Raw genomic sequence first — 19537 nt, 5'->3', positions numbered from 1 at the left:
GCGCCTATGGCGGCGACGCGCGAACATGCGCCTCGGTGAGAGCCAGGCTATTTCGAGTGATCAACGCATGCGCCACGTCGGACGGCGCTTGCAAGCTGGCGTTTCCGCTCTCGACCTTGCGGTCAAGTGCCAGCGAAAGGTTCAGGTTCTTGCGCAACATCTCATTGTCTGGCTCCGTTGCAAGGGCTCGTTGATATAGCGCTTGTGCCTCACGGTGACGTCCCTCGCTGTCGAGGACCGCGCCTTTTGCGTTCAGTGCACGCAGATCGCCAGGCGCTGCAAGCAAGACGCTGTCCAGTAGCTGAAGCGCCTCATCCGGGTGCTTTTGCGTCAGTAAGGCCCGCACCAAAGGAATCGCCGCATCAACGTTGCCGGGCTGTTGCTTCAAAGCAGCGCGCAGGGTGTCCTCATCGGCATCCCGGAGTAGTGTGTGCGCAATGGGCTCGCGCACGGCAGGATCGACATCCTTGCTAGCTGGCAACTCTGGTCGCGGCGCCTCCCCTACTCGAAGACCCGACTTATCCAAGCTAACGCAACCGCCGACCAGCAGAATGGCGAGCACTGCGAGAAGCCTGGAGCATGAGCCTGGACCAAAAGGACACAGCTGCCGCCCGATTTGTTGTTGCATCATAACGTCCATCACACGATCAACTGCTGTGCTTCATAAACCCGCTGCGGCGACTAACCACGCGGCTCCGCTGACAAATCCTTCTCCTTGGCTGCCGTGAGCTTGACGGATCCAACCGGTTGGATCGTGAAATCGGAGGCGAGATCCTGGTAGGACAGAACAGGTAGATCAATACTGTTGCGGGTGAGAAAACCGCGGACGAAACGCCGGATATCCATTGAACCCAGAATGACCGGCCGGCTTTGACCCGATGCGATGCCTGCATGGATCCGACGGAATTGGGAAAGCAGCTTCTCGGTTTGCGAATCCTCTAAGACCAGGTAGGGGCCGACAGCGGTATCACGCAGCCCTCCACGCACGATCTCCTCAGTTTCCCGCTCGATGATAAAGGCGGCCACGACACGGTGGGCATTGGCATAGCGATGGCAGATCTGCCGACTCAGACCGGAGCGAACATATTCGGTGAGCAGCACGACACTTTTCTCGCGTTCGCTCCATTCGGCCAGCGTCTCCAGCACCAGGCGGGTGTTGCGAATCGGGATGCCCTCGTCCAGTAAGCGGCGCAGGACGTCGGCGATCCGGGGAACCGGCGTCGTGCGTAGCACCTCCTTCACCAGATCGGCGTACTCCTGCTCCATCCGGTCGAGCAATTGACGCGTCTCCTGAATGCCCAGCAAGCGCTGTGCGTACCGTGTCAATGTCGAATGGATGCGTAAGCCGACGAGTTCGCTCGGACTATGATATCCTATTCCGGCGGCTTTGAGAGCCGGCGCATGCTCTTGTTCGATCCAGATCCGGCTTGTGTCCGTCTCCTGCCGAAACGGGATACCGCTCAATTCAATGTTCGCCACGTCATCGTTAAGCATGAGCTGCGCCGGATCAACGAAATCCGCTTCAACGGGGACTCCCTCGACATCCACCCTAAATTGCGACTCAGCTAAGCGCTGATCGAGTTGGGCGGGGATGCGTGGAATGGTGATGCCAAGATCGGCTGAGACCAGCGCCGAAACGCGTCCGATGCATTGCTCGAGCTCTCCTTTGCCGATTGCATGTGTCAGATTGGGGGCGAGGAATAGCGCGATCGGAAGTGCCTCCGTAGGGACGGTTTGCTTCTCGGCTTGTGTTGGGCCCGGGCTCGAACCGGTGACACCGGCGTCCGTTTTGGCAGCTATCTTCCCACTTTGCGTACCAACCTTGAAATAGCTCGCGCCGGCAAAGAATGCGGCCAGGATAACAAATGGAGGCAGGGGGAAACCGGGCACGAGTCCCATCACAAGCAACACGCAGGCTGCCAGCCGTAGTGCTTGTGTGCTCGCTGTAAGTTGGTTGACGATATCGGCACCGAGTTTGAGCCTGGTGGGCCCGTTGACGCGGGTGACGATAGTTGCGGCTGTGATCGACAGCAGCAGCGCCGGAATTTGCGAGATTAGCGCATCACCGATGGTCAGCAGCGTATATTGATGCAGCGCCTCATCGAGCGACATTCCCCTGGAAAGCAGGCCGATGCTGATCCCACCTAGCATATTGATGCAGATGACTATCAGCCCGGCGATGGCGTCGCCTTTGACGAATTTCATAGCGCCGTCCATGGCGCCGTGAAGCTGGCTTTCTTGCTCAAGCACGGCGCGCCGGCTGCGGGCTTCGTGCTGATCGATGTGGCCGTTGCGCAGCTCCGCGTCGATCGCCATCTGCTTGCCGGGCAGCGCATCGAGTGTGAAGCGCGCCGACACCTCTGCGACCCGTTCGGCGCCCTTGGCGAGAACCATGAACTGCACCATCGTCACGATTAGGAATATGACAATTCCGACGGCGATGTTGCCCGATATGACGAAGTCGCCGAAAGTGTGAATGATGCTACCGGCATCACCCTCAGCGAGAATCAGCCGCGTCGTTGCGACAGTAAGCGCCAGACGAAAGACGGTAGAGATAAGGATCACGCCCGGCAAGGACGAAAAGTCGACTGGCGTGTTGAGATGCAGGGCGACCATCAGCAGCAATATGGCCAAGCCAAGGTTGAAGCCGATCAGCGTGTCGATCGCTACGATCGGGATCGGTATGATCATCAGGGCGATCGCCAGAAGCAGAACCAACGCGACCATCAAGTCCGGATGGGCCGGCGCGCGCGCAATAAGGTTGCGTAGGACGTTGGCCATGCGCAGCCCCTATTGTTGTTCGAACCGAGTTGCGCTGCCCCGCAACGAAACATAGCGTGCAAAGGTGGCTCGCGCCTCAGCCATGCGGCCACTCTTGCGCAGGGCGTGACTGCGCAAGAGCATCAGAGGCAGGCGCGAAGACGGCTGGCCGTCAAAAGTGTCCAGCCTATCCAATACCGCGAGTGCTTCATGGCCGCTGCCCTCTGAGACCAGAGCGTAGGCCAGAATGCGCAGCAGGTCGACGTTCTGAGAGCGTTCGTGAGCCACGAATCGCAGCAGAGCCAAGCTTTCGGCGCTGTTCCCGCAAGCAAGGTGGACATAGGAAAGCGCGCAGAGCAACTCAAGCTCCTGTTCAGAGATCAGCGGCACCTCACGGTCTTTGGACACGTTTGGCGGTGGAATACGCGTGAGGTGTTGCCCTCGGTCAACCTCGGCCATTGCTAGCCTTTGATTAAGCCGTTCTGATTCTGCCGGAGCAGAACTAGCCGCCGCAGCTCCTGCTGCAGCACACCGATCCCTTCACGTGACACCGAATCCTCTGGCGCCGCCGACAGCGCAACAGCCAGAGTTTCGAGAAGAAGGCCATGTTTGTCTGCACGCAGAACGTCCCAATGACGTAAGTGCGGCGTGACGAACGAGAGCAGGTTGCCTGCGAGATTGGGGCCATTCAACCGAGCCAGTTCTGAACATGGCGCGGTCTCACCTACTTGGCTGCGCGCCTTGTCGAAATTGACGCGCGAGACTGGATCGACAGAGTCGATCTCCACCGCGGCCTCGATTGTGGCCCCAACCGGCAGTTCCTGCGACGGCCTATCCCGAAAAGTTGGCGCGTGCCTCTTGCCATCATCTACTTGCGCCGCCTCGATCTCGATGCCACCGGCTTGAGAGATGGTCGGCTGAACGGTAGGTGTATGATCGCCGAGGTCGATCCTCTGAAAGGAGGTGCGGGGCTCTACAGAATGCCGGGGCAGCCTAGTCATGATAAAATCCTTCTGACCTGGGAGGGTGAAACTCTAGTAGGGGAGGGCAGCAAGCCGGCCATTCCGGCTCAGCAGCACGCGTCCCTCCTCGATCCGATCGACAGTCCATCCATTATTCAACAGCGCGCCCAAGAAGTACTTTTGATCGCCAATGACGAGATAAGGATCCTTTCCGCGCCATACAGCCTGAACGGCAATTGAGGAGGGGATCTTCTCCTCCTTGACCGCAACTGTGTTGAGGAGCGTAAAAGTGCCACTACTATGGTGATCGAACCGTTGCTGGACGTCCTGCCATTTTGCAACAGAGGCGGGCGTAATGGTGCCGTGAACGGTGACAACATTCGGCCCAGAACCGACTTTGATGTTGAGAAGGCCCGCTCTATCAACCTCCTCCTGCAGCCGTTCGGCAGCTGCATCGGTCGTCAGAGCATCAGGAGCGCTGAGGCCCGGCTTGGGCGCAACGTCTACGGCCGGGAGCGAATCGGTGCTCAGAGCGGTGTCGGTGTGGACGAAAAAAGTTGATGTGCCGATCGCGACAGAGCTTATGAGGACGATCGCAAGCGCCGCAATCGATACACGCCAGCCGTGGATAGAGCCGGCTCGTTTGGAACCCTCTATCGACCAGCGAATGGACATTGCGCCCGCATGAATAACGGCTGGGAGAGCGACAACAACGCGCTCATTTGAGGAAATTGTCTCGTGACCTTCGACGCGGATTTGACTGGCTAGGGCCTCGATCTCAATTGAATCGCAATGTGAGGTGATGCGAAGGTGTTGCCGTTCGAGACCTTGTTCGATGAAGACGAAATCGGCATCGAAGCCGCTGCCAATAAGGATCGATCCAGGCCCTGCCTCGCCAGTCAGCCCGGAATAAAGTCCCGATAGCACTTCGAAATGCAGGCAGTCCGGTTCATGCACAATCGGTCTCCTCAACAGCGAGAGCAGCCGTACGGCAATGCCGTACGGCTGATTTCGAGTTCGCTGACAATTCACACCCGAAAAGTGGGACGACGATGTCGTCCCACTTGTCCGTTACTGCACCCGTTCATCAGCCACCTTCTTGATCGTCGAAAGCGACGTTGTAAGCGTGCGAAGCTGAACATCCCTCTCGGCCGCCTGGGTGCTAACGGCAGTCAGAGCGGCGAGTTGCTTGTCGAACGCTGCCTGTGAGGCGACCTGAGTCATCGCGTCAGCTCCTCCAGCGAGAGCCGCACCAGCCGCGCCACCTGCGGTCGATGTAGTAGTCGCACTTGTCTTGCCGGTCATGCTATTTCTCCTATTTGCCGAATATCGCCGCTTTAGCGGCCCCTATGTCCTGACGCCGTAAGTCCAACATCAGGAATCCTGCTCTGTCTCCGCGATGGCTTCGTCGAAACTCGCTGACGCACTATTCACAAGTTGGAGACCGACGGACCCGAGAGCAGCTGTGAACGCTTGCTGCAAACGCACATTCCGCAAGTTATCGTCCGGACTAGACGCGCCATTTGCAGGGCCGGTTGTACCAGACGATCGACCATCATCATGCGCACGTGGCGCACCATCATTCTCATGCGTGCCGGGCGTGTGCGAGTTGTTTTTGTCGCCGCGGGCCGCATGGAGATCGGTATCAACGTGTACAGCGGCGCTTGACGGAATGCGCATCGCGTTCTCCTATCTTAATTTCGATCATGCCGATGAAGGCAATCTCCACTATCGTCATTGTGCCAGCAGTAGCTTTCGATAACCTGACCAGACTTGGAGAATGCAATAAGTCGACGGGAATTCGTCTCCTTGGGTGCTCCGTATCAACAATCGTATCTGAGCAGTGCTCTGGCGGACACTGGGGGCCAGATGACTTGTGAAGGAAAGCCTTGCTTTCCGGGTAGCGATCGATCCCGCGCTCTGTTTCTTCATAAGGTAGAGCTTCAACGAGCGGACCCGCAGCACCGGGACCGAAGAAGCCAACGTGCTGAGACCGAGGCGCTGGAATAGCTCGCCTGCGAGACGTCACTTCTTTGGCGATTGCTTCTCCTCGGGCGGCGGTGATGCCTCGATCCCATCAAGTACGACCCTGAGGTATTCAGTGCTCAGACGAGCCGGCCGCGAACAGCGATCCCTTAGCCCTGCTACGCCTTAGGGCGATGCGGTCAATCCCACTTCGCGGCGCGGGCGGACGCCTACGCCTCGCGCGGCGGCGCTCGGCGCCTCCCAGCTCTGCATTAGCGGCCTAATGTGCCCTCGGTCTCACATTTGTAAGCCTGCCATTCTCGTCGATGTCGATCCGGCTTTCTCGTGGGCGTCGATAACTTCGGCCTGTCCGATTGGAGCCAGATGCCGGCCTATGCAACTTTCGCAGCCGCGAAATGAAACTGAGGCTGATCGTGTATCGGACCTTCTGCCCACATCGTGGGCCGAAGTTCGACACGACAAAGTGTCTGCGTGCGGGCGGCGGGTTCGAACGTGCAGGCAAAGCTTGCGGGACCTACTGATCGGTAGGTGGTGGCCGGCCAATCGGAGGGCCCACAAGTGCGCATATCTTACAGCACGGTCTGAGGCGGCGCGTCGCTCCAACTAGCTGTTGGCGCCCACAGCTTGCATGCGCTCGGACTCAATGCGTTCCTTCAGCTGGTTCAAGTAATTTTCCGCGTGGGACTGTGCGATCGAAACCGGCAGATTGATGCCAGCCGTCGCGGCTTCTCGAATTGCCTGCTTCATTAAGCCTTCGCGCATGGCTAGCTTGACCTCGGGGCCGCCGAGGCAGCCCACCGCCTGCGACGCAAGACTGATGCCCGCTTCTTCCAACGCTAGCTTGATGTTGCCACCGGTAATGGCAGTGTGAAGAAGAGTTGCTGCTTGCGCCTCGCTCTCGAGCACCATTGACGCGAGATCGGCCAATTCGCCGAGGCCCGGAATAAAGCCGAGTAAACCAACTCCGGTTGCAGCCCAGTCGAGCACCTTCGAGCCAACCTTGAGCACGTCGTCAACGACATGCATGAAAGCGCCGCCGTTTTTCTTAGGAGACTTGATGTCGGGCTGATCAGCGACGCCCATCATCATGTCCGCGGCAGCGGACTGCTCGCGGGCCGTTTGGGCGACATGCGTCTTCAATTGATGCGCGGTGCGGTTCGCAGTCGACATGTTGTCGAAGAAGTGGGTGAAGTCGTTATTGCTGATGTTGCCGGAATCGACCGTATGGCCCCCGCCGAAGTCGAAGAACTGATGGTGGGTTTTGTAGCCTGTGATCGAATTATTCATCAACCCGAACAACAGCGGATCCGAGAGCAGCTGGGAGGCAGCCTGTCGCACGTCGGGGGCTGGACTGTCGTCATCGGCCATGCTCGCTAGCTTGTCCTGTGTCAGGTCGCCCTTCCCGAAAAAAACGCCTTGATTCTTGTTGATCGTGTCCAGCGTATCCAGCTCGGTTTGCGTGAGATTCATCGATGATGACGCAACTTGCAGGAAGTCCTCTTTGTGGACCTTATCTATCGAGCCACCGTACAACTGTTTCCATTCATCAGGGTAGCTGAGAAAGTATTGAGCGGCCGCGAGAACTTGCGGCGGGCATTTTCCGGCTTTTGCCTCGCCATCGACAATCTGCTTAAAATCGGCGAGGCTGAGGTTCCTGGGCAGACTGTCGGAATACCGATAGAGCTCGCGCAATGCATCACTCTCGGTCATAATTGACGGCTGGCCGTCTCCGGTACCGTCGGATGGAATGTAGTTTTGCTGGTAGCTGTGCGCCTGCTGGTCTTGGAATGTGGCAAGCTGTGCGTGATGGCAGGAAAAGCCCGAGAGATCACCTGCCTTGATCTTCCCGCCGCAGTGGCCGTCGCCTTGCGAGCCTATTGCATAGAAGAGCTCAGGATCCTGCTGCAACGCCCCGATCGCCGTCTTCAGATCCGGCGGCGTGGAGGGATCGTTGGCCAAATCTGAAAGGGACTCCCAATCGAGCGGGCATTTGTCTTTGTGACGGTTCAGCACCGACACAATCTGCAACTCGGCGTTGGTCAAGGTGCCGCCGTTCCATGTGATCCTTGAGCTGGGTACAGGCGCTGTTGCAACACTGGCGCTCGCAACAGAGGACGACTCCGTGGTCTGCGCAGGTGCGTCCAAAGCATCGGTGAGAGTCGGAGGCAGGATATGCAGCGCCTCCTGCACGAGCTCCTCCATCAGTTGCTTGTCGGAATCTGGCGGCTCCGAATGATCGCCTATCGCGTCCTTCAAGGAGTAGCTGGCTAGCACCGCCTCGAAGCTTGAATGCTCCGGCAGCGACGAGAGCCCCGGAGCAAGCCCGGACAAAGCGGCGGTTGAATTGGCATTCAGCAATAGGTTGTTCACTGACACTATACATCCTTTGGTGTGAGATAGCGCCACAAGTTGATTGTGTGGCGCAGCCGAGTGCGTGACACAACGAGCAAGAAGCAATGCTACGCGGAGCTCAACGGCTCCTGTCAGGTGCTTCCGGTTGCTCAGTGCGTCCCAGCGCTCAGTTCCGCAACAATCCATCCGCATCGCCGGCTAGTGATTTTCACGCTCCTATGCTACAAGGAACTAGCTGTCGAGAAGCTGACGGTCCGCAAGAATTCGGGATGAGTTATGAAAGACGCCCTTCCGAAAGCTGTGGTGCATTCACAAGACGTGTTTGGCGCTAGCTTCTTGCGTTCGACCGCGGTCCAATTAACTACTCGGGTCTGCGATTGTGTAGATCGTCCTGTTCGCTCGTTCGTGCAAGAACCTCGGAAGGAGTCCTCGGTGTCCTGTGACGAACTCAATGGCCCATAGCCGCCGCTGCGCTTCCGGCACAAAACTGTTAGTGTCTGTTCGATCAGCGGATGAAACATGGTGCCATTCGGCTGTGTGGGAGCACTCAAGATTGTGAAGGTGGGCTGTTGGGAGTCCCTCGTTGCGATGATATCGCGGGTGCTTAAGATCTCGATCTGAGAGCCGGTAGCTGTTTCGCCAACGAAGACCCAGTATTGTTGGCCCGAGTCCGTTCGCCATTTCGAAGCCTGACTTGTGGCGGGCAGCCCCGACGCGACGACGCTCGGGGTTGCGCTGTTCCGGCGTGAGACGGCCTCCGCCGGATCGGCGGCCGGCGTTCGATGATGCCTCGCGGTGCGAAGGTCGAGCTTCGAGCACCCGCTAAATTAAATGATGGTTGAAGTCGAGCGGCTTGCAGTGCGATCAGCTCTTCCCTGATCTGCCCGCGATGTGGGTGAGATTCTGAGCTAAATCTGCTCGGCTGATTGGATCAAAGTCCATCCATTCCTTGTTCGAAAGTGGGAGGCGGCTCGAACCCTTGTTCGAGGAAAGTGCTTTGCATCGCGAACTTGGGAGAGCTGTTCGGAGGCCCCCCGCAGCGAGCTAAACTCGAACTTACGGTTAAGAATGATGCTGCCCACGCTTCGGCTTCGTGCGTCCGTGGCCTGACCTGTACGTCGATCGCGACGCTCCGGGGCATCCCGGTCCAGCCAGTCGCATTCAAGCTGATAGCACTGCCTCTCGAAAGCCGATAGAGCACACACAGACTCCGCGTTGCGTTGCTGTAAGCCGCTCGCTGCATCAACTCATCTCCGGGCTGGACCAGCCGCGTGAACCGCGCTGTGTTAGTGCGACGCCTCGGGCAAAAGAGGGCTCTCCGGTCGTCCATCACGAATGACCATGCTCGACGACCCCCGAAACATCATCAAAACCGATTGCTGCGGCGGCCTTTCGACAATCGTAGGGTTTCGCTGCGCCTGTGCCTCCGCCAGCAGGCTTTTGAGCGTTTGGTCCACAAGCGCGATAAACCGAGGCGGACCAGAAACGAAGACTGGGCCATCTCCTGCTGCAGGTCTCACAAAATAGCGCTCATCCGAGATGTTGAGAGCATCGAGTGCGGCCTTGAATGCTTCGAAGGTGATTGGAGTCAGGACGAGCAAGCGGCTTTGCGCCTCGTGCGCATTAGACAAATAAAGCACCAATCCATCGTAATACCATTGAAGATTGTAGAGCTTGCTTAAGCGTTCGAGGAATTCTCGCGGCGCGAGATCCGGCATTCGCCCGCGAATCCGCCCCTTTACCTCGGTGCTAACATTGATTCGGATATTTAAATTGTTGCCAAACTCCTGCAGTGCAGCAGCAAGGTCCTGGTCCAGAACCGTGTAGCTATAAGGTGCCGATGGCAGCGGCAGGGGAGCGCCGAGCGCTCTAACGAGCCCCAGGAGAATAAAAGCTCCGATATATAAGAGGTTCTTCAAGATGTGCAGCCTCCTGGCTCTGATGAGCACTCCTAGTATTCTTCCGCTAGCGAACAAGCACCGAAATTCGTCACAAAGGTGTAGGCCAGGCTTGATCGTTAGATGACGGTGCTCCTGATACTCGTCAGCTTCTGGTCAGCTCGCTTCGCTAGGGGTGCTTGGCCGTTCACGGTGTCGAACGGCTAATCTCATGACGTGAGAGCAACGATGTCGTCCATGATGCTTGGCGTTACGCCGATCTCCGCCGGTCCGCTCGAATGTCTATCCGAGGCTTGTTCATCGACGCGGGCTCAGTTTCACGAGAGTCTTGCCCAGGTGGGTTCAAATCAAGATGCTGCCTCTTCGATGATCGATAGCACGTTGGCTCCGCCAGTGTCGGAGGCTCAGCGTGCAGGCACGCAGGTAAGCCCCCTTGGCGATCGTATCCTTCAAAATCTTGCTGCAATGCATCGAGGCATATCATTTCCTTCGGCGGTCGGCGGCGAGCCGACTCCTGCGAATGGACCGGCAGCGCAACCCATCTTGCGCTCTCACGAATTCGAGGTGCACCCGGTCGGAAACCTGGAAGGTGCAGACCATTTCGAATCGACGTTGGCGAATCTGCGGGATGTTTACAATAGCGTCACTTACGTTTCGCTCATCTCCAAGTGTACTGGCGCTGCCAGCTCGTCTCTGAACAAGCTGCTCTCGGCGGGCTGACAGCCGTTGATGAGCGTTTTACCGCATAGAAAGATCGGTCGTCCCGCGAGCGTGGGAAGGCGGTTTCATATTCTTGTGGCGTTGCCGGTCTTGCTCTCTCTGGCCGGTTGCAAGGCAGATGTCTATACCAAGGTACAAGAGCGTGAAGCCAACGAAATGCTTGCGCTTCTCCTCAGAAAGGGTGTCGATGCCGTCCGCATTGTCGCCAAGGATGGGACCAGCACGATTCAGGTGGAAGAAAGGCAGCTAGCCTTCTCGATCGACCTGCTGAATGGCGAGGGCTTGCCGCGCCAGACTTTCAAGAACCTCGGGGAGGTGTTCAAGGGATCTGGTCTTGTTGCCTCTCCGGTTGAAGAGCGCGCCCGGTACGTTTACGCCCTAAGTGAAGAGTTGTCGCGCACGATCAACGATATCGATGGGGTACTCTCCGCCCGTGTCCATGTTGTTCTGCCGAAGAATGACCTTTTGCGACAGGATGCAACCCCGTCCTCGGCGTCGGTTTTCATCCGACATGGCTCCAATGTGAGGCTCTCAGCCTTGCTACCGCAGATCAAGATGCTCGTCGCCAACAGCATCGAAGGGCTATCATATGACAAGGTAGCGGTCGTGTTGGTGCCGGTTGAGGGGGCTCAGCATGAGCTGTCGTCAGCGTCAGCAGCTGCTTCGGCTCAACCGGCCAAGTTCATGTCGCGCCCCTTGTTTGCGATCGGGGTCGGAGGTGCGGGTGCCGCGCTGGGTGTTCTATCTTACATGTTGCTGAGCACACGGATGCGTCAGTTCGGTCGATCATCGCGGAAACTTGCAAATCTCGGCGGATCTTCGACCATGTACCCGCGGCCCAAGCCGTCGGCAAAGAATTGAGCTCTGATGCAAAATAGACGGAATGCAGTGTGGGTATCGATGCCATCCAACGAGCCAAATCATTCTCCTCATCCGCATTCCGATCGCCTGCGCGAACTTGCTGCGGTGATGCATCCGAGCCGTTTTGCCGCCCGTCTTGATGCGCTGCTGTCAACGCCCACGGTGCTGCGGTTGCAGAGGAGTGTCAGGCTTCAGGAAAGACTGGCCGAATTGGCGGTAGGCAATGAAGGGGCCTGGAACGGAAGTAACTGGGGCAGGGGCGTTCTGCTCGGCCATGATCCGCATCGCGCCGCCCTGCTCGCTGGCAGTGTCTGGCATGCCCGTTCATTGCTGAAGCTCGTGTCAAGGCGTGAAATGGAAACTCTGATCGGAAATGTCGGTGCGGAAGCACATGCTTTCGGTATCCGAAATTTGTCCAGCGCAGTCGCTACTACATCGATTCTCGATCCGGAACGACTTTCGCAAGGAATTGAACACGACGGATATGCCTGTCTTGGTGCTTGGCTCGATGAAGCTTCAGAACTTGACCGTAAGCGCGTTCTTCTCCGCTTACCTGTGGGGACGGCGGCGGAAGCTCCAGCCACCGAACACCACAGGGCGGCAGGCCAATTGCTGTCTTTGGTGATGGCCCATCTGGCCACGGAGGCACCAACGGCATGACCGACAACGATCAAGCATTGCCAGCAGACCCGCAGATTCGTCTGGTCGGCCCACTTATACCAGCCGCGGAACTCGGGATCTGGTTTGATGCACTAAGGACCCGGGCGCTAGCGGAGCGGTATCTGCGCCAGGTTCGCAGCTGGGCAAGAAAAGCCTATGAGCGCGAGCGGGCGCGTGGCCACTCCGAGGGTCTGAAGACAGGTTCGGACGAAATGGCGCAGCTGGTTGCCCGGGCTACTTGCGAGCTCGCACGCCGAAAAGCTGTGCTGGAACATGAGTTGCCGCAGCTCGTCCTCGATATCTTGGACGACGTGCTGGGCTCCTTCGATCCCGGCGAGATCTTGGTGAGGACGGTTCGTCATGCGATCGATCGAACATATGGCAGTGCGGAAGTATGTCTTCATGCGTCGCCTGTGAACGCCGATGCACTGATCCGCGAGTTCGCAGCGTTCGACGGAAGGAATGGTCGGCCGAAATTTACAATTGACCCGGACCCGGCTCTGACGCCGGATCAATGCGTTTTGTGGAGCGAGTTTGGCAATGTCGATCTAGGGCTTGCCGCGCAGCTGCGTATCTTACGTGTTGGCCTTGCCCCGTCTTCTCAGGAACGCCAGCCGTGACCACGCTACGACGATCCTATGATGATGGGCTTGTCGAAGCGGCTGTGCGCGCCGAGTTGTCATCTGTGAAATCTACAGCAAAGCAGATCGATACGCGCGCAGTGCGCGGACGGATCACACGGGCGATCGGCACGTTGCTTCATGCCGTATTGCCAGGGGCACGTGTTGGGGAACTTTGTGTGTTGCAGGATCATGGCACTGGATGGTCACTTGAGGCCGAGGTCATCGGTCTGCTGCCGAACGGGGTGTTGCTGACGCCGATCGGCGACACGACAGGCCTGTCTAACCGCGCGGAAGTGGTTCCGACCGGGCGAATTCGTGAAGTTTCAGTTGGACCCGATTTGCTTGGCCGCGTGATTGACAGTGCCGGCCGTCCGCTCGACGGCAAGGGCCCAATAAAAGCGGCCCACACTCGCCCGCTCCGCGGCAGGGCGCCCAATCCAATGAAGCGGCGTGGCATCGAGCGGCCGTTTCCGCTCGGCGTTCGCGTGCTGGATGGACTTCTGACGTGCGGCGAAGGCCAGCGGATCGGAATCTATGGAGATGCCGGTTGCGGCAAGTCGACCCTGATGTCGCAAATTGTAAGGGGCGCGGCCGCCGACGTGACCGTCGTTGCGCTTGTGGGAGAGCGTGGACGTGAGGTACGTGAATTCATCGAGCGTCATATCGGAGAGGCTCTCGATCGTACGATTGTGGTCGTTGAGACCTCCGACCGCTCGGCAATGGAGCGGGTGCAATGTGCTCATATGGCGACTACACTCGCGGAGTACTTTCGTGATCAAGGGCTGCGCGTCGTACTGATCATGGATTCATTGACGCGCTTTAGCCGCGCAATGCGCGAAATAGGCCTTGCCGCAGGAGAACCTCCGACGCGGCGCGGATTTCCTCCGTCCGTGTTTGCGCTTCTGCCTGGTCTATTGGAGCGTGCCGGTATGGGTGAGCACGGCTCGATCACGGCGTTCTATACCGTGCTTGTTGAAGGTGATGGCACGGGCGATCCAATCGCTGAAGAATCGCGCGGTATCCTCGATGGTCATATCATTCTTTCACGCGCGCTCGCGTCGCGTGAACATTTCCCCGCCATCGACGTGCTGTCGAGCCGAAGTCGCGTTATGGATGCGGTCGTCTCTGCGTCACACCGAAAGGCGGCATCTTTCTTCCGTGAACTGCTTTCGCGCTACAACGAGGCGGAGTTCTTGATCAAGGTCGGTGAATACAAGCCGGGTAGCGATCCCCTAACTGACCGGGCAATCGCCTCAATCGAGCAGTTGCGGAAATTCGTGTGCCAGGGCCAGGACGAGCCTTCCAATTTTGAGGAGACCGTGACATGGATGTCGCGTCTGACGGCCTGAAACCGGTCGAAGCGTCGAAATTGCGGCTCGTAAAGGACATAAGAGAGCGAAGCGAGCTTCGTGAGCTGTCCAATATCGAAGCCAAGCGCCGCATTGCGTTTGAAGCGGTGGAGCGAGCTTCCAGCGATCTTGCAAGCGCCGAGAAACACCGCGCAAGCGTCGAAGATCAACTCTACCAGGAAATGGCATCTCTCAGTGCGATGTCCGGCACGGAACTCGACCGTCGCTGCCATCTGGTCATTGGACGGTTCACAGCCGAGATCGCATCGAGGCGGGAGGCGCTTGGGCAGGCGCGCATCGCTCAAGAGCAGGCGCAGACGGCGGTTGTTGAGGCCCGGGCTCTCTGGGCCAAGCGTGCGGCGGCGAGCCACAAATGGCGACAGATCGAGCGCGATGTTCAGCGCACGACCGATTCTGGTCTGGAGTTCGCAGCCGAAATCGAAACGGACGATGATCAGTTGCTCCGGTATCAGGGTGCTTCGCATAGCCAAGCGGTAGGCGTTTCAATTTGATGGCTGGCTCTCTGGCGGGACAATGTGGTCGTGTAGAAATCACTTCGGTAGATACCCCGGGTGGACTCGCAGAGTTCGAGCCCTCTCTACTCCTGTCCCACGGTGTGGTCTCGTGGCTCAATGAGATCGCCGCGCCGCGCATCGTTCTGCGGAGCCGCCTTGGCGAAAAGCCGCTATTCATCCGTATGAACCGGCTTGTCTGGCAGGCGGAACCATCGGCCATGGCCATGCTTGACTGCGTATTTCGCGTCGGAGGTGAAACGGCTGTATTGTCCTTGCCTCGCCCGCTTGTGGAGACACTGATTGCGACGGTGCAGCCTGGCCTCACTTTACCTTCCGAGCCTACCCGTTCGCTCCTTCTCGAACTTGCGCTCGAATCCTTGCTCTGTCCACTGGAAGCGCTGCTAGCGCGGGATTTGCAACTTGCCCGGATCGATGAAGCAAGCGCGCACGGCCCTTATCTGGAACTCGAGATCGCCCACGGGCCGCTCGCGGGCAAGGCTCGCCTATTCCTATTCCCGTCCCTGGACGGTCCGGTTCCGTCCGCCTTCCGAATCTTAGGCGAGCTGGTCCGCGAATTGCCGCGCGAGACGCGCGTGCTTTCTCCGGAATTGCCTGTCGTTGTTGCAACGGAGATTGGCTCGCTGCGCGTGTCCGTCGCACTGATTCGTCAAGCACAGGTGGGCGACGCACTGTTGCCGGACGTCATTCCCCTTGCCGGCGGCGAGGTCATCCTCACAGCGGACAGGTTATGGGCTCCGGCACAGGTCACCGGTGACACACTGGTGCTGCGGGGACCGTTCCGCCTGCAACCCCACCCTCTAAAGCGTGCACATATGATGACAAAACGCCAAGCGCAGCAACTGATCCCTCCCTCAGAAGCCGACATCGACAGTGTTGAGATCACGCTTGTGTTCGAATGCGGCCGCTGGTCTATCCCGTTGGGCACGTTGAGAAGCATCAACGAAGGGCATGTGTTCGAACTTGGTCGCCGCTTTGACAGCCCGGTCGACATTCTTGCCAATGGCCAATTGATCGGCTGTGGCGACGTCGTTCGGGTCGGTGAAGAACTGGCCATCAGGTTGCGTGGCAGGTTGGCGGTCAATGATTGACTTTCCACCAAGTATCGTTGCGCTTCTTGCGGTCACGGTGGGCCTCGGCCTTCTGGCTTTGGCAGTCGTCACAACAACGGCGTTCATAAAGGTTTCCGTCGTTCTCTTCCTGGTTCGCAACGCGCTCGGCACCCAATCCATACCCCCGAACATCGTTTTGTATGGCGCTGCATTGATCCTCACGGTATTCATTGGCGCGCCAGTGTTTGAGCAGACCTACAACCGCGTCACCGAGCGGCAACTTCGCTACGAAACGCTCGATGACTGGGTGACCGCCGCCAAGGAAGGCAGCGAACCACTACGCGCTCATCTGAAGAAATTCACCAACGAGGAGCAGCGTACATTCTTCCTGTCGTCGACAGAACGGGTCTGGTCTGAGGAGATGCGCGGCAACGTTACGGCTAATGATTTTGCGATTCTTGTACCCTCCTTTCTGATCTCGGAGTTAAAGCGTGCGTTTGAAATCGGCTTCCTTCTATATCTTCCATTCATCACGATCGATCTGATTGTAACGACGATCTTGATGGCCATGGGCATGTCCATGGTCTCACCAACACTAATATCTGTTCCTTTCAAGCTCTTTCTATTCGTCACGATCGATGGCTGGTCGCTGCTCATGCACGGATTAGTCTTAAGTTACGCAACGCCAGGAGCTTAAGGTGGACGAAGCCAACATACTCACTCACCTCAGCCGATCGCTTGTCCTATTCATGATCTGGGTTCTGCCACCGCTCCTCTCAGCCCTCGTGGCCGGACTGGGCGTTGGCATCATCCAGGCGGCAACGCAGGTCCAGGATCAAACCTTACCGCTCACCGTGAAGCTCGCCGTCGTCGTCGCCGTGCTAGTTCTATTTTCTCCAGTGCTGAGCGCCCCGCTTATTGAACAAGCCCAGCATATTTTCGCTGAGTTCCCCACTCTCACAGCGAAGTATTAGCTAGTGGAAGGCAGGGCAAAGTCTCTGCGACAGTACCGCCAGCTGCCGTCGATGGGGGCCAACCCAGTCGATTATTTGCGGCACTCTCGACTTCTAACATCGGGGCAGGCGAGCGGGGCCTGTTCCATTGGCTGAAGCGAGCGACTAGCAGATCTCAAATGCATGGTTTGTTACCCACCGAGACGCAAACTCTGATCCAGACTGCTATGGACTTCGTTGTTGCGGCCGGCCTAGGTGCGGCCCGCACCCTAGGCATTACGTTAGTGCTTCCCGTATTTACGCGACCGCACATGAGCGGGATGATCCGCGGAAGCTTGGCGCTCGTGATCGGACTGCCATGCTTGGCGCATATCAAGGATGGCCTGCAGACGCTAGATCCAGGCACCCGTATGATCGTCGTCGCGTTCATTGGTCTGAAGGAGATATTCATCGGCCTGCTGTTCGGCATGTTGCTCGGTATACCACTATGGAGCATCCAGGCGGTTGGCGAGATCATAGACACCCAGCGAGGTGTTTCGAGCCAGGTGGACGATCCTGCGACCCGCAGCCAAGTCTCGGCGACAGGTCTTTTTCTTGGGACTGCTGCGGTTACGATTTTCGTTGTGTCTGGAGGTCTGCAGACGATGGTCAGATGCCTTTATGACAGTTATCTCATCTGGCCCATATATCAGCTACTTCCTAACCTCACCCTGAAAGGGGCAATGGAATTTGTAGCGCTCCTCGACCATATCATGCATACGACCCTGCTGGTCTCTGGGCCTGTCACGGCTCTGCTGCTCTTGGTCGAGGTATCGCTCATGTTGCTCGGGCGCTTTGCGCAGCAAATCAAGCTGAACGATCACTCCCCGACCATCAAGAACGTCGCTTTTGGCATCATCATGGTCAGTTACACCGTCTATCTCATCGAATACATGGGCGCGGAGATCATCCAGTTCAACGGCGTGCTGGAGTGGCTCGCGAAGTTCTTGAAATGAACGGTGCGAGCGAAGAGAAGAAGCTTCCCCCAACCCCCAAGAAGCTACGGGACGCGCGTAAGAAAGGACAGAGTCCGCGCAGCGCCGACTTTGTCACCGGCGTCAGCGTTTGCGCAGGTTTCGGCTGCCTATACGTTAGAGCGGGCCAGATTGAAAACGGCTGGCAAGAAGCGGTACGGCTAATCCATAAGCTGCAGGCGCAGCCCTTCAACAGTGCGGTCCGGCAGGCGCTGGTCGGATTGATCGAAATTTCTATTGCGGCAGTTGCCCCAATCATCGGAGCGGTGGTGATTGCGGCTATCCTGGGCAGTGTCCTGGCGAGCGCTGGGCCGACATTTTCTATGGAGCCGCTGAAACCAGGCCTTGAGAAGTTGGATCCCGTCAAAGGGCTGAAAAAGATTGTCTCTCAGCGATCACTTGTCGAGCTCGGCAAGTCGCTAATCAAAGTATCGCTTCTCGGTGGAACCCTTCTTGTTGTTGTGGTCGCAAGTTGGAAAGCGCTGGTGTACTTGCCCGTCTGCGGTTTGGCTTGCTTCGGGTTTGTCTTTTACCAGCTCAAAGTTCTGATCGAGATTGCGGCCGGCGCCTTTCTGATCGGCGGTTTGATTGATCTATTACTTCAGCGCTGGCTTTTCTTGCGCGATATGCGCATGACGCAGAGCGAAGCGAAGCGCGAGTCCAAGGAACAGGAAGGCAATCCTCACATAAAGAATGAACACCGTCGGCACCGGCGCGAGTCGGCGAACGAGTCGCCACTCGGTATTCATCGGGCCACATTGATCCTGACCGGCCCCGCAATGTTGATTGGGCTGCGCTATGTTCGTGGTGAGACCGGAGTTCCGGTCTTGGTCAGCCGCGGTGAGGGCGAACTTGCTTCACGTCTGCTTGGTCAGGCGCGGGCGCTGCATCTCAGCATCGTCCAGGACGATATGTTGACGCGTCAGCTGATCCAAAAGGCAGCGTTGGGGAAGGCTGTACCGATCGACTGCTTCGAGAGGGTTGCAAAGGCGCTCTTTGCCGTAGGCCTGGTCTAGCTTCGCGCGCACGGCCCAAATTGCACTACCGGATCTGCAAACGGCGCGATCACGAAGGAAAGCGAACATTGTTTGCAGGGGCGTCTGCTTATCGCTGACCGACTGACCAGAATTATGAGCCAACATAGCGCTATATGCTGCTTAGGATTGACGAGCCGCTCATGAACCTTCCGAAAGAACTCTGTTCTGAGTTCCATGTTCCAAGTTGCTGTGGTCGGTCGGCGTGATGGTCCTGCGGGCGGGAGAGGGAAGCACCGCACGATCGCCACTGGTTGGCACGACAGCTTCATTGCCCAGAAAGTCGCCGGGATCGTTGACCATGACTCCCAGGTTGTTCTGGATGGAGCAGCCAAGCGTTGGATTGAAAGAGTTGTCGTCTACCGAAGGGCCAACGATCGAAAGCGGTGGACAGATGGGAGGATGTGCTTCGTAGATAGTCGCCTCGATCCTTACCCCGAAATGGGCGGGCAGACTGATGGCGGAATCGGACAGGCGGATATTCCAAGGGGAAACACCCATCGCGCGGGCATCATGGGCCACTTGCGCAATCAGCCTGGGTGAGCCCGTGACATCGAGATGGAGTGCATCCCGCCGACCGCGACTGGCGCTCGCAACGAAGTCCCGCAGACGAGATCTCTCGACGCGACGAACGCCCTGTAGCAGCAAGACGCTTGTCTTCTGCTCTATCCGGATCGCTCGGTCAGCTCGCTCCGAGTAGATCGCAGAACCGTTGGTGCATCCACCTACGCTCGCCGAAATAGCGATCAAGCAATACAGGTGTCGCAAGCTCATGCGCTGT

At 57.9% G+C, this 19537-nt stretch carries 20 protein-coding genes; 11 read left to right on the top strand and 9 right to left on the bottom strand.

The features are described 5' to 3' along the window. Positions 1 to 4: 4 nt before the first annotated feature. From QSV46_RS31220 to QSV46_RS31185, 8 genes are all read right to left on the bottom strand, one after another. The gene (locus QSV46_RS31220) at positions 5 to 562 is read right to left on the bottom strand and encodes a tetratricopeptide repeat protein (RefSeq protein ID WP_314960676.1); all 558 of its coding nucleotides are present in this window, start codon (positions 560 to 562) and stop codon (positions 5 to 7) included. Positions 563 to 681: 119 nt separating this feature from the next. After that, positions 682 to 2781, bottom strand: coding sequence for a type III secretion system export apparatus subunit SctV (sctV, locus tag QSV46_RS31215; protein WP_314960675.1), 2100 nt, complete (start codon positions 2779 to 2781; stop codon positions 682 to 684). 9 nt (positions 2782 to 2790) lie between these two features. Next, positions 2791 to 3219: a histidine kinase gene (locus tag QSV46_RS31210; protein ID WP_314960674.1), complete on the bottom strand. Its 429-nt coding sequence runs from the start codon at positions 3217 to 3219 to the stop codon at positions 2791 to 2793. Between the two features lie 2 nt (positions 3220 to 3221). Continuing rightward, positions 3222 to 3761, bottom strand: a complete 540-nt coding sequence (locus QSV46_RS31205; RefSeq protein WP_314960672.1) for a hypothetical protein — start codon at positions 3759 to 3761, stop codon at positions 3222 to 3224. A 33-nt stretch (positions 3762 to 3794) separates the two neighbouring features. Further along, on the bottom strand, positions 3795 to 4679 hold the full coding sequence (locus QSV46_RS31200; protein ID WP_314960670.1) for a hypothetical protein: 885 nt from the start codon (positions 4677 to 4679) through the stop codon (positions 3795 to 3797). Positions 4680 to 4793: 114 nt separating this feature from the next. Next, positions 4794 to 5027: a hypothetical protein gene (locus QSV46_RS31195; RefSeq protein WP_314960668.1), complete on the bottom strand. Its 234-nt coding sequence runs from the start codon at positions 5025 to 5027 to the stop codon at positions 4794 to 4796. 1284 nt (positions 5028 to 6311) lie between these two features. Next, positions 6312 to 8084 (bottom strand): HrpF/NolX family T3SS translocon protein, encoded by a 1773-nt coding sequence (locus QSV46_RS31190; protein WP_409997225.1) that lies wholly within the window; start codon positions 8082 to 8084, stop codon positions 6312 to 6314. 1262 nt (positions 8085 to 9346) lie between these two features. Then, positions 9347 to 9979, bottom strand: a complete 633-nt coding sequence (locus QSV46_RS31185) for a nodulation protein NolW (RefSeq protein WP_314960666.1) — start codon at positions 9977 to 9979, stop codon at positions 9347 to 9349. Between the two features lie 207 nt (positions 9980 to 10186). On the opposite strand from QSV46_RS31185, the gene QSV46_RS31180 reads away from it, so the two are divergent. The 11 genes from QSV46_RS31180 to QSV46_RS31130 all read left to right on the top strand — a co-directional run bounded on the left by QSV46_RS31180 (position 10187) and on the right by QSV46_RS31130 (position 18738). After that, entirely contained in the window at positions 10187 to 10678 is a 492-nt protein-coding gene (locus tag QSV46_RS31180; protein WP_314960664.1) for a nodulation protein NolB, read from the top strand. A gap of 9 nt (positions 10679 to 10687) precedes the next feature. Continuing rightward, positions 10688 to 11539 carry a type III secretion system inner membrane ring lipoprotein SctJ gene (sctJ, locus tag QSV46_RS31175; RefSeq protein ID WP_314960663.1) on the top strand — a complete coding sequence of 284 codons (852 nt, stop codon included), beginning with the start codon at positions 10688 to 10690 and terminating at the stop codon, positions 11537 to 11539. A 6-nt stretch (positions 11540 to 11545) separates the two neighbouring features. After that, complete coding sequence (locus QSV46_RS31170) at positions 11546 to 12199, top strand: nodulation protein NolU (RefSeq protein WP_314960662.1); 654 nt, start codon at positions 11546 to 11548, stop codon at positions 12197 to 12199. Then, entirely contained in the window at positions 12196 to 12819 is a 624-nt protein-coding gene (gene sctL / locus QSV46_RS31165; RefSeq protein ID WP_314960660.1) for a type III secretion system stator protein SctL, read from the top strand. Before QSV46_RS31170 ends, sctL begins: the two co-directional genes overlap by 4 nt. Next, positions 12816 to 14171 carry a type III secretion system ATPase SctN gene (gene sctN, locus QSV46_RS31160; protein WP_314960658.1) on the top strand — a complete coding sequence of 452 codons (1356 nt, stop codon included), beginning with the start codon at positions 12816 to 12818 and terminating at the stop codon, positions 14169 to 14171. Before sctL ends, sctN begins: the two co-directional genes overlap by 4 nt. Then, positions 14147 to 14683 carry a hypothetical protein gene (locus QSV46_RS31155; protein WP_314960656.1) on the top strand — a complete coding sequence of 179 codons (537 nt, stop codon included), beginning with the start codon at positions 14147 to 14149 and terminating at the stop codon, positions 14681 to 14683. The genes sctN and QSV46_RS31155 overlap by 25 nt, the downstream gene beginning before the upstream one ends. Further along, complete coding sequence (gene sctQ / locus QSV46_RS31150) at positions 14683 to 15795, top strand: type III secretion system cytoplasmic ring protein SctQ (protein ID WP_314960654.1); 1113 nt, start codon at positions 14683 to 14685, stop codon at positions 15793 to 15795. The genes QSV46_RS31155 and sctQ overlap by 1 nt, the downstream gene beginning before the upstream one ends. Next, entirely contained in the window at positions 15788 to 16453 is a 666-nt protein-coding gene (sctR, locus tag QSV46_RS31145) for a type III secretion system export apparatus subunit SctR (RefSeq protein ID WP_314960652.1), read from the top strand. Before sctQ ends, sctR begins: the two co-directional genes overlap by 8 nt. 1 nt (position 16454) lies before the next feature. Further along, entirely contained in the window at positions 16455 to 16730 is a 276-nt protein-coding gene (locus tag QSV46_RS31140; RefSeq protein ID WP_275173712.1) for an EscS/YscS/HrcS family type III secretion system export apparatus protein, read from the top strand. Positions 16731 to 16888: 158 nt separating this feature from the next. Further along, on the top strand, positions 16889 to 17704 hold the full coding sequence (gene sctT, locus QSV46_RS31135) for a type III secretion system export apparatus subunit SctT (RefSeq protein WP_314960649.1): 816 nt from the start codon (positions 16889 to 16891) through the stop codon (positions 17702 to 17704). Then, positions 17701 to 18738: an EscU/YscU/HrcU family type III secretion system export apparatus switch protein gene (locus tag QSV46_RS31130; protein ID WP_314960769.1), complete on the top strand. Its 1038-nt coding sequence runs from the start codon at positions 17701 to 17703 to the stop codon at positions 18736 to 18738. Before sctT ends, QSV46_RS31130 begins: the two co-directional genes overlap by 4 nt. A 159-nt stretch (positions 18739 to 18897) precedes the next feature. Here the strand turns inward: QSV46_RS31130 and QSV46_RS31125 are convergent, their stop codons facing one another. After that, complete coding sequence (locus tag QSV46_RS31125) at positions 18898 to 19530, bottom strand: CpaD family pilus assembly lipoprotein (protein WP_314960647.1); 633 nt, start codon at positions 19528 to 19530, stop codon at positions 18898 to 18900. Positions 19531 to 19537 lie beyond the last annotated feature (7 nt).

The sequence above is a fragment of the Bradyrhizobium cosmicum genome (genome assembly GCF_032290525.1).
Classification (GTDB): Bacteria; Pseudomonadota; Alphaproteobacteria; order Rhizobiales; family Xanthobacteraceae; genus Bradyrhizobium; species Bradyrhizobium cosmicum_A.
The sequence above is the reverse complement of the archived record's forward strand: the minus strand, read 5'-3'. Positions and strand labels throughout refer to the sequence as shown.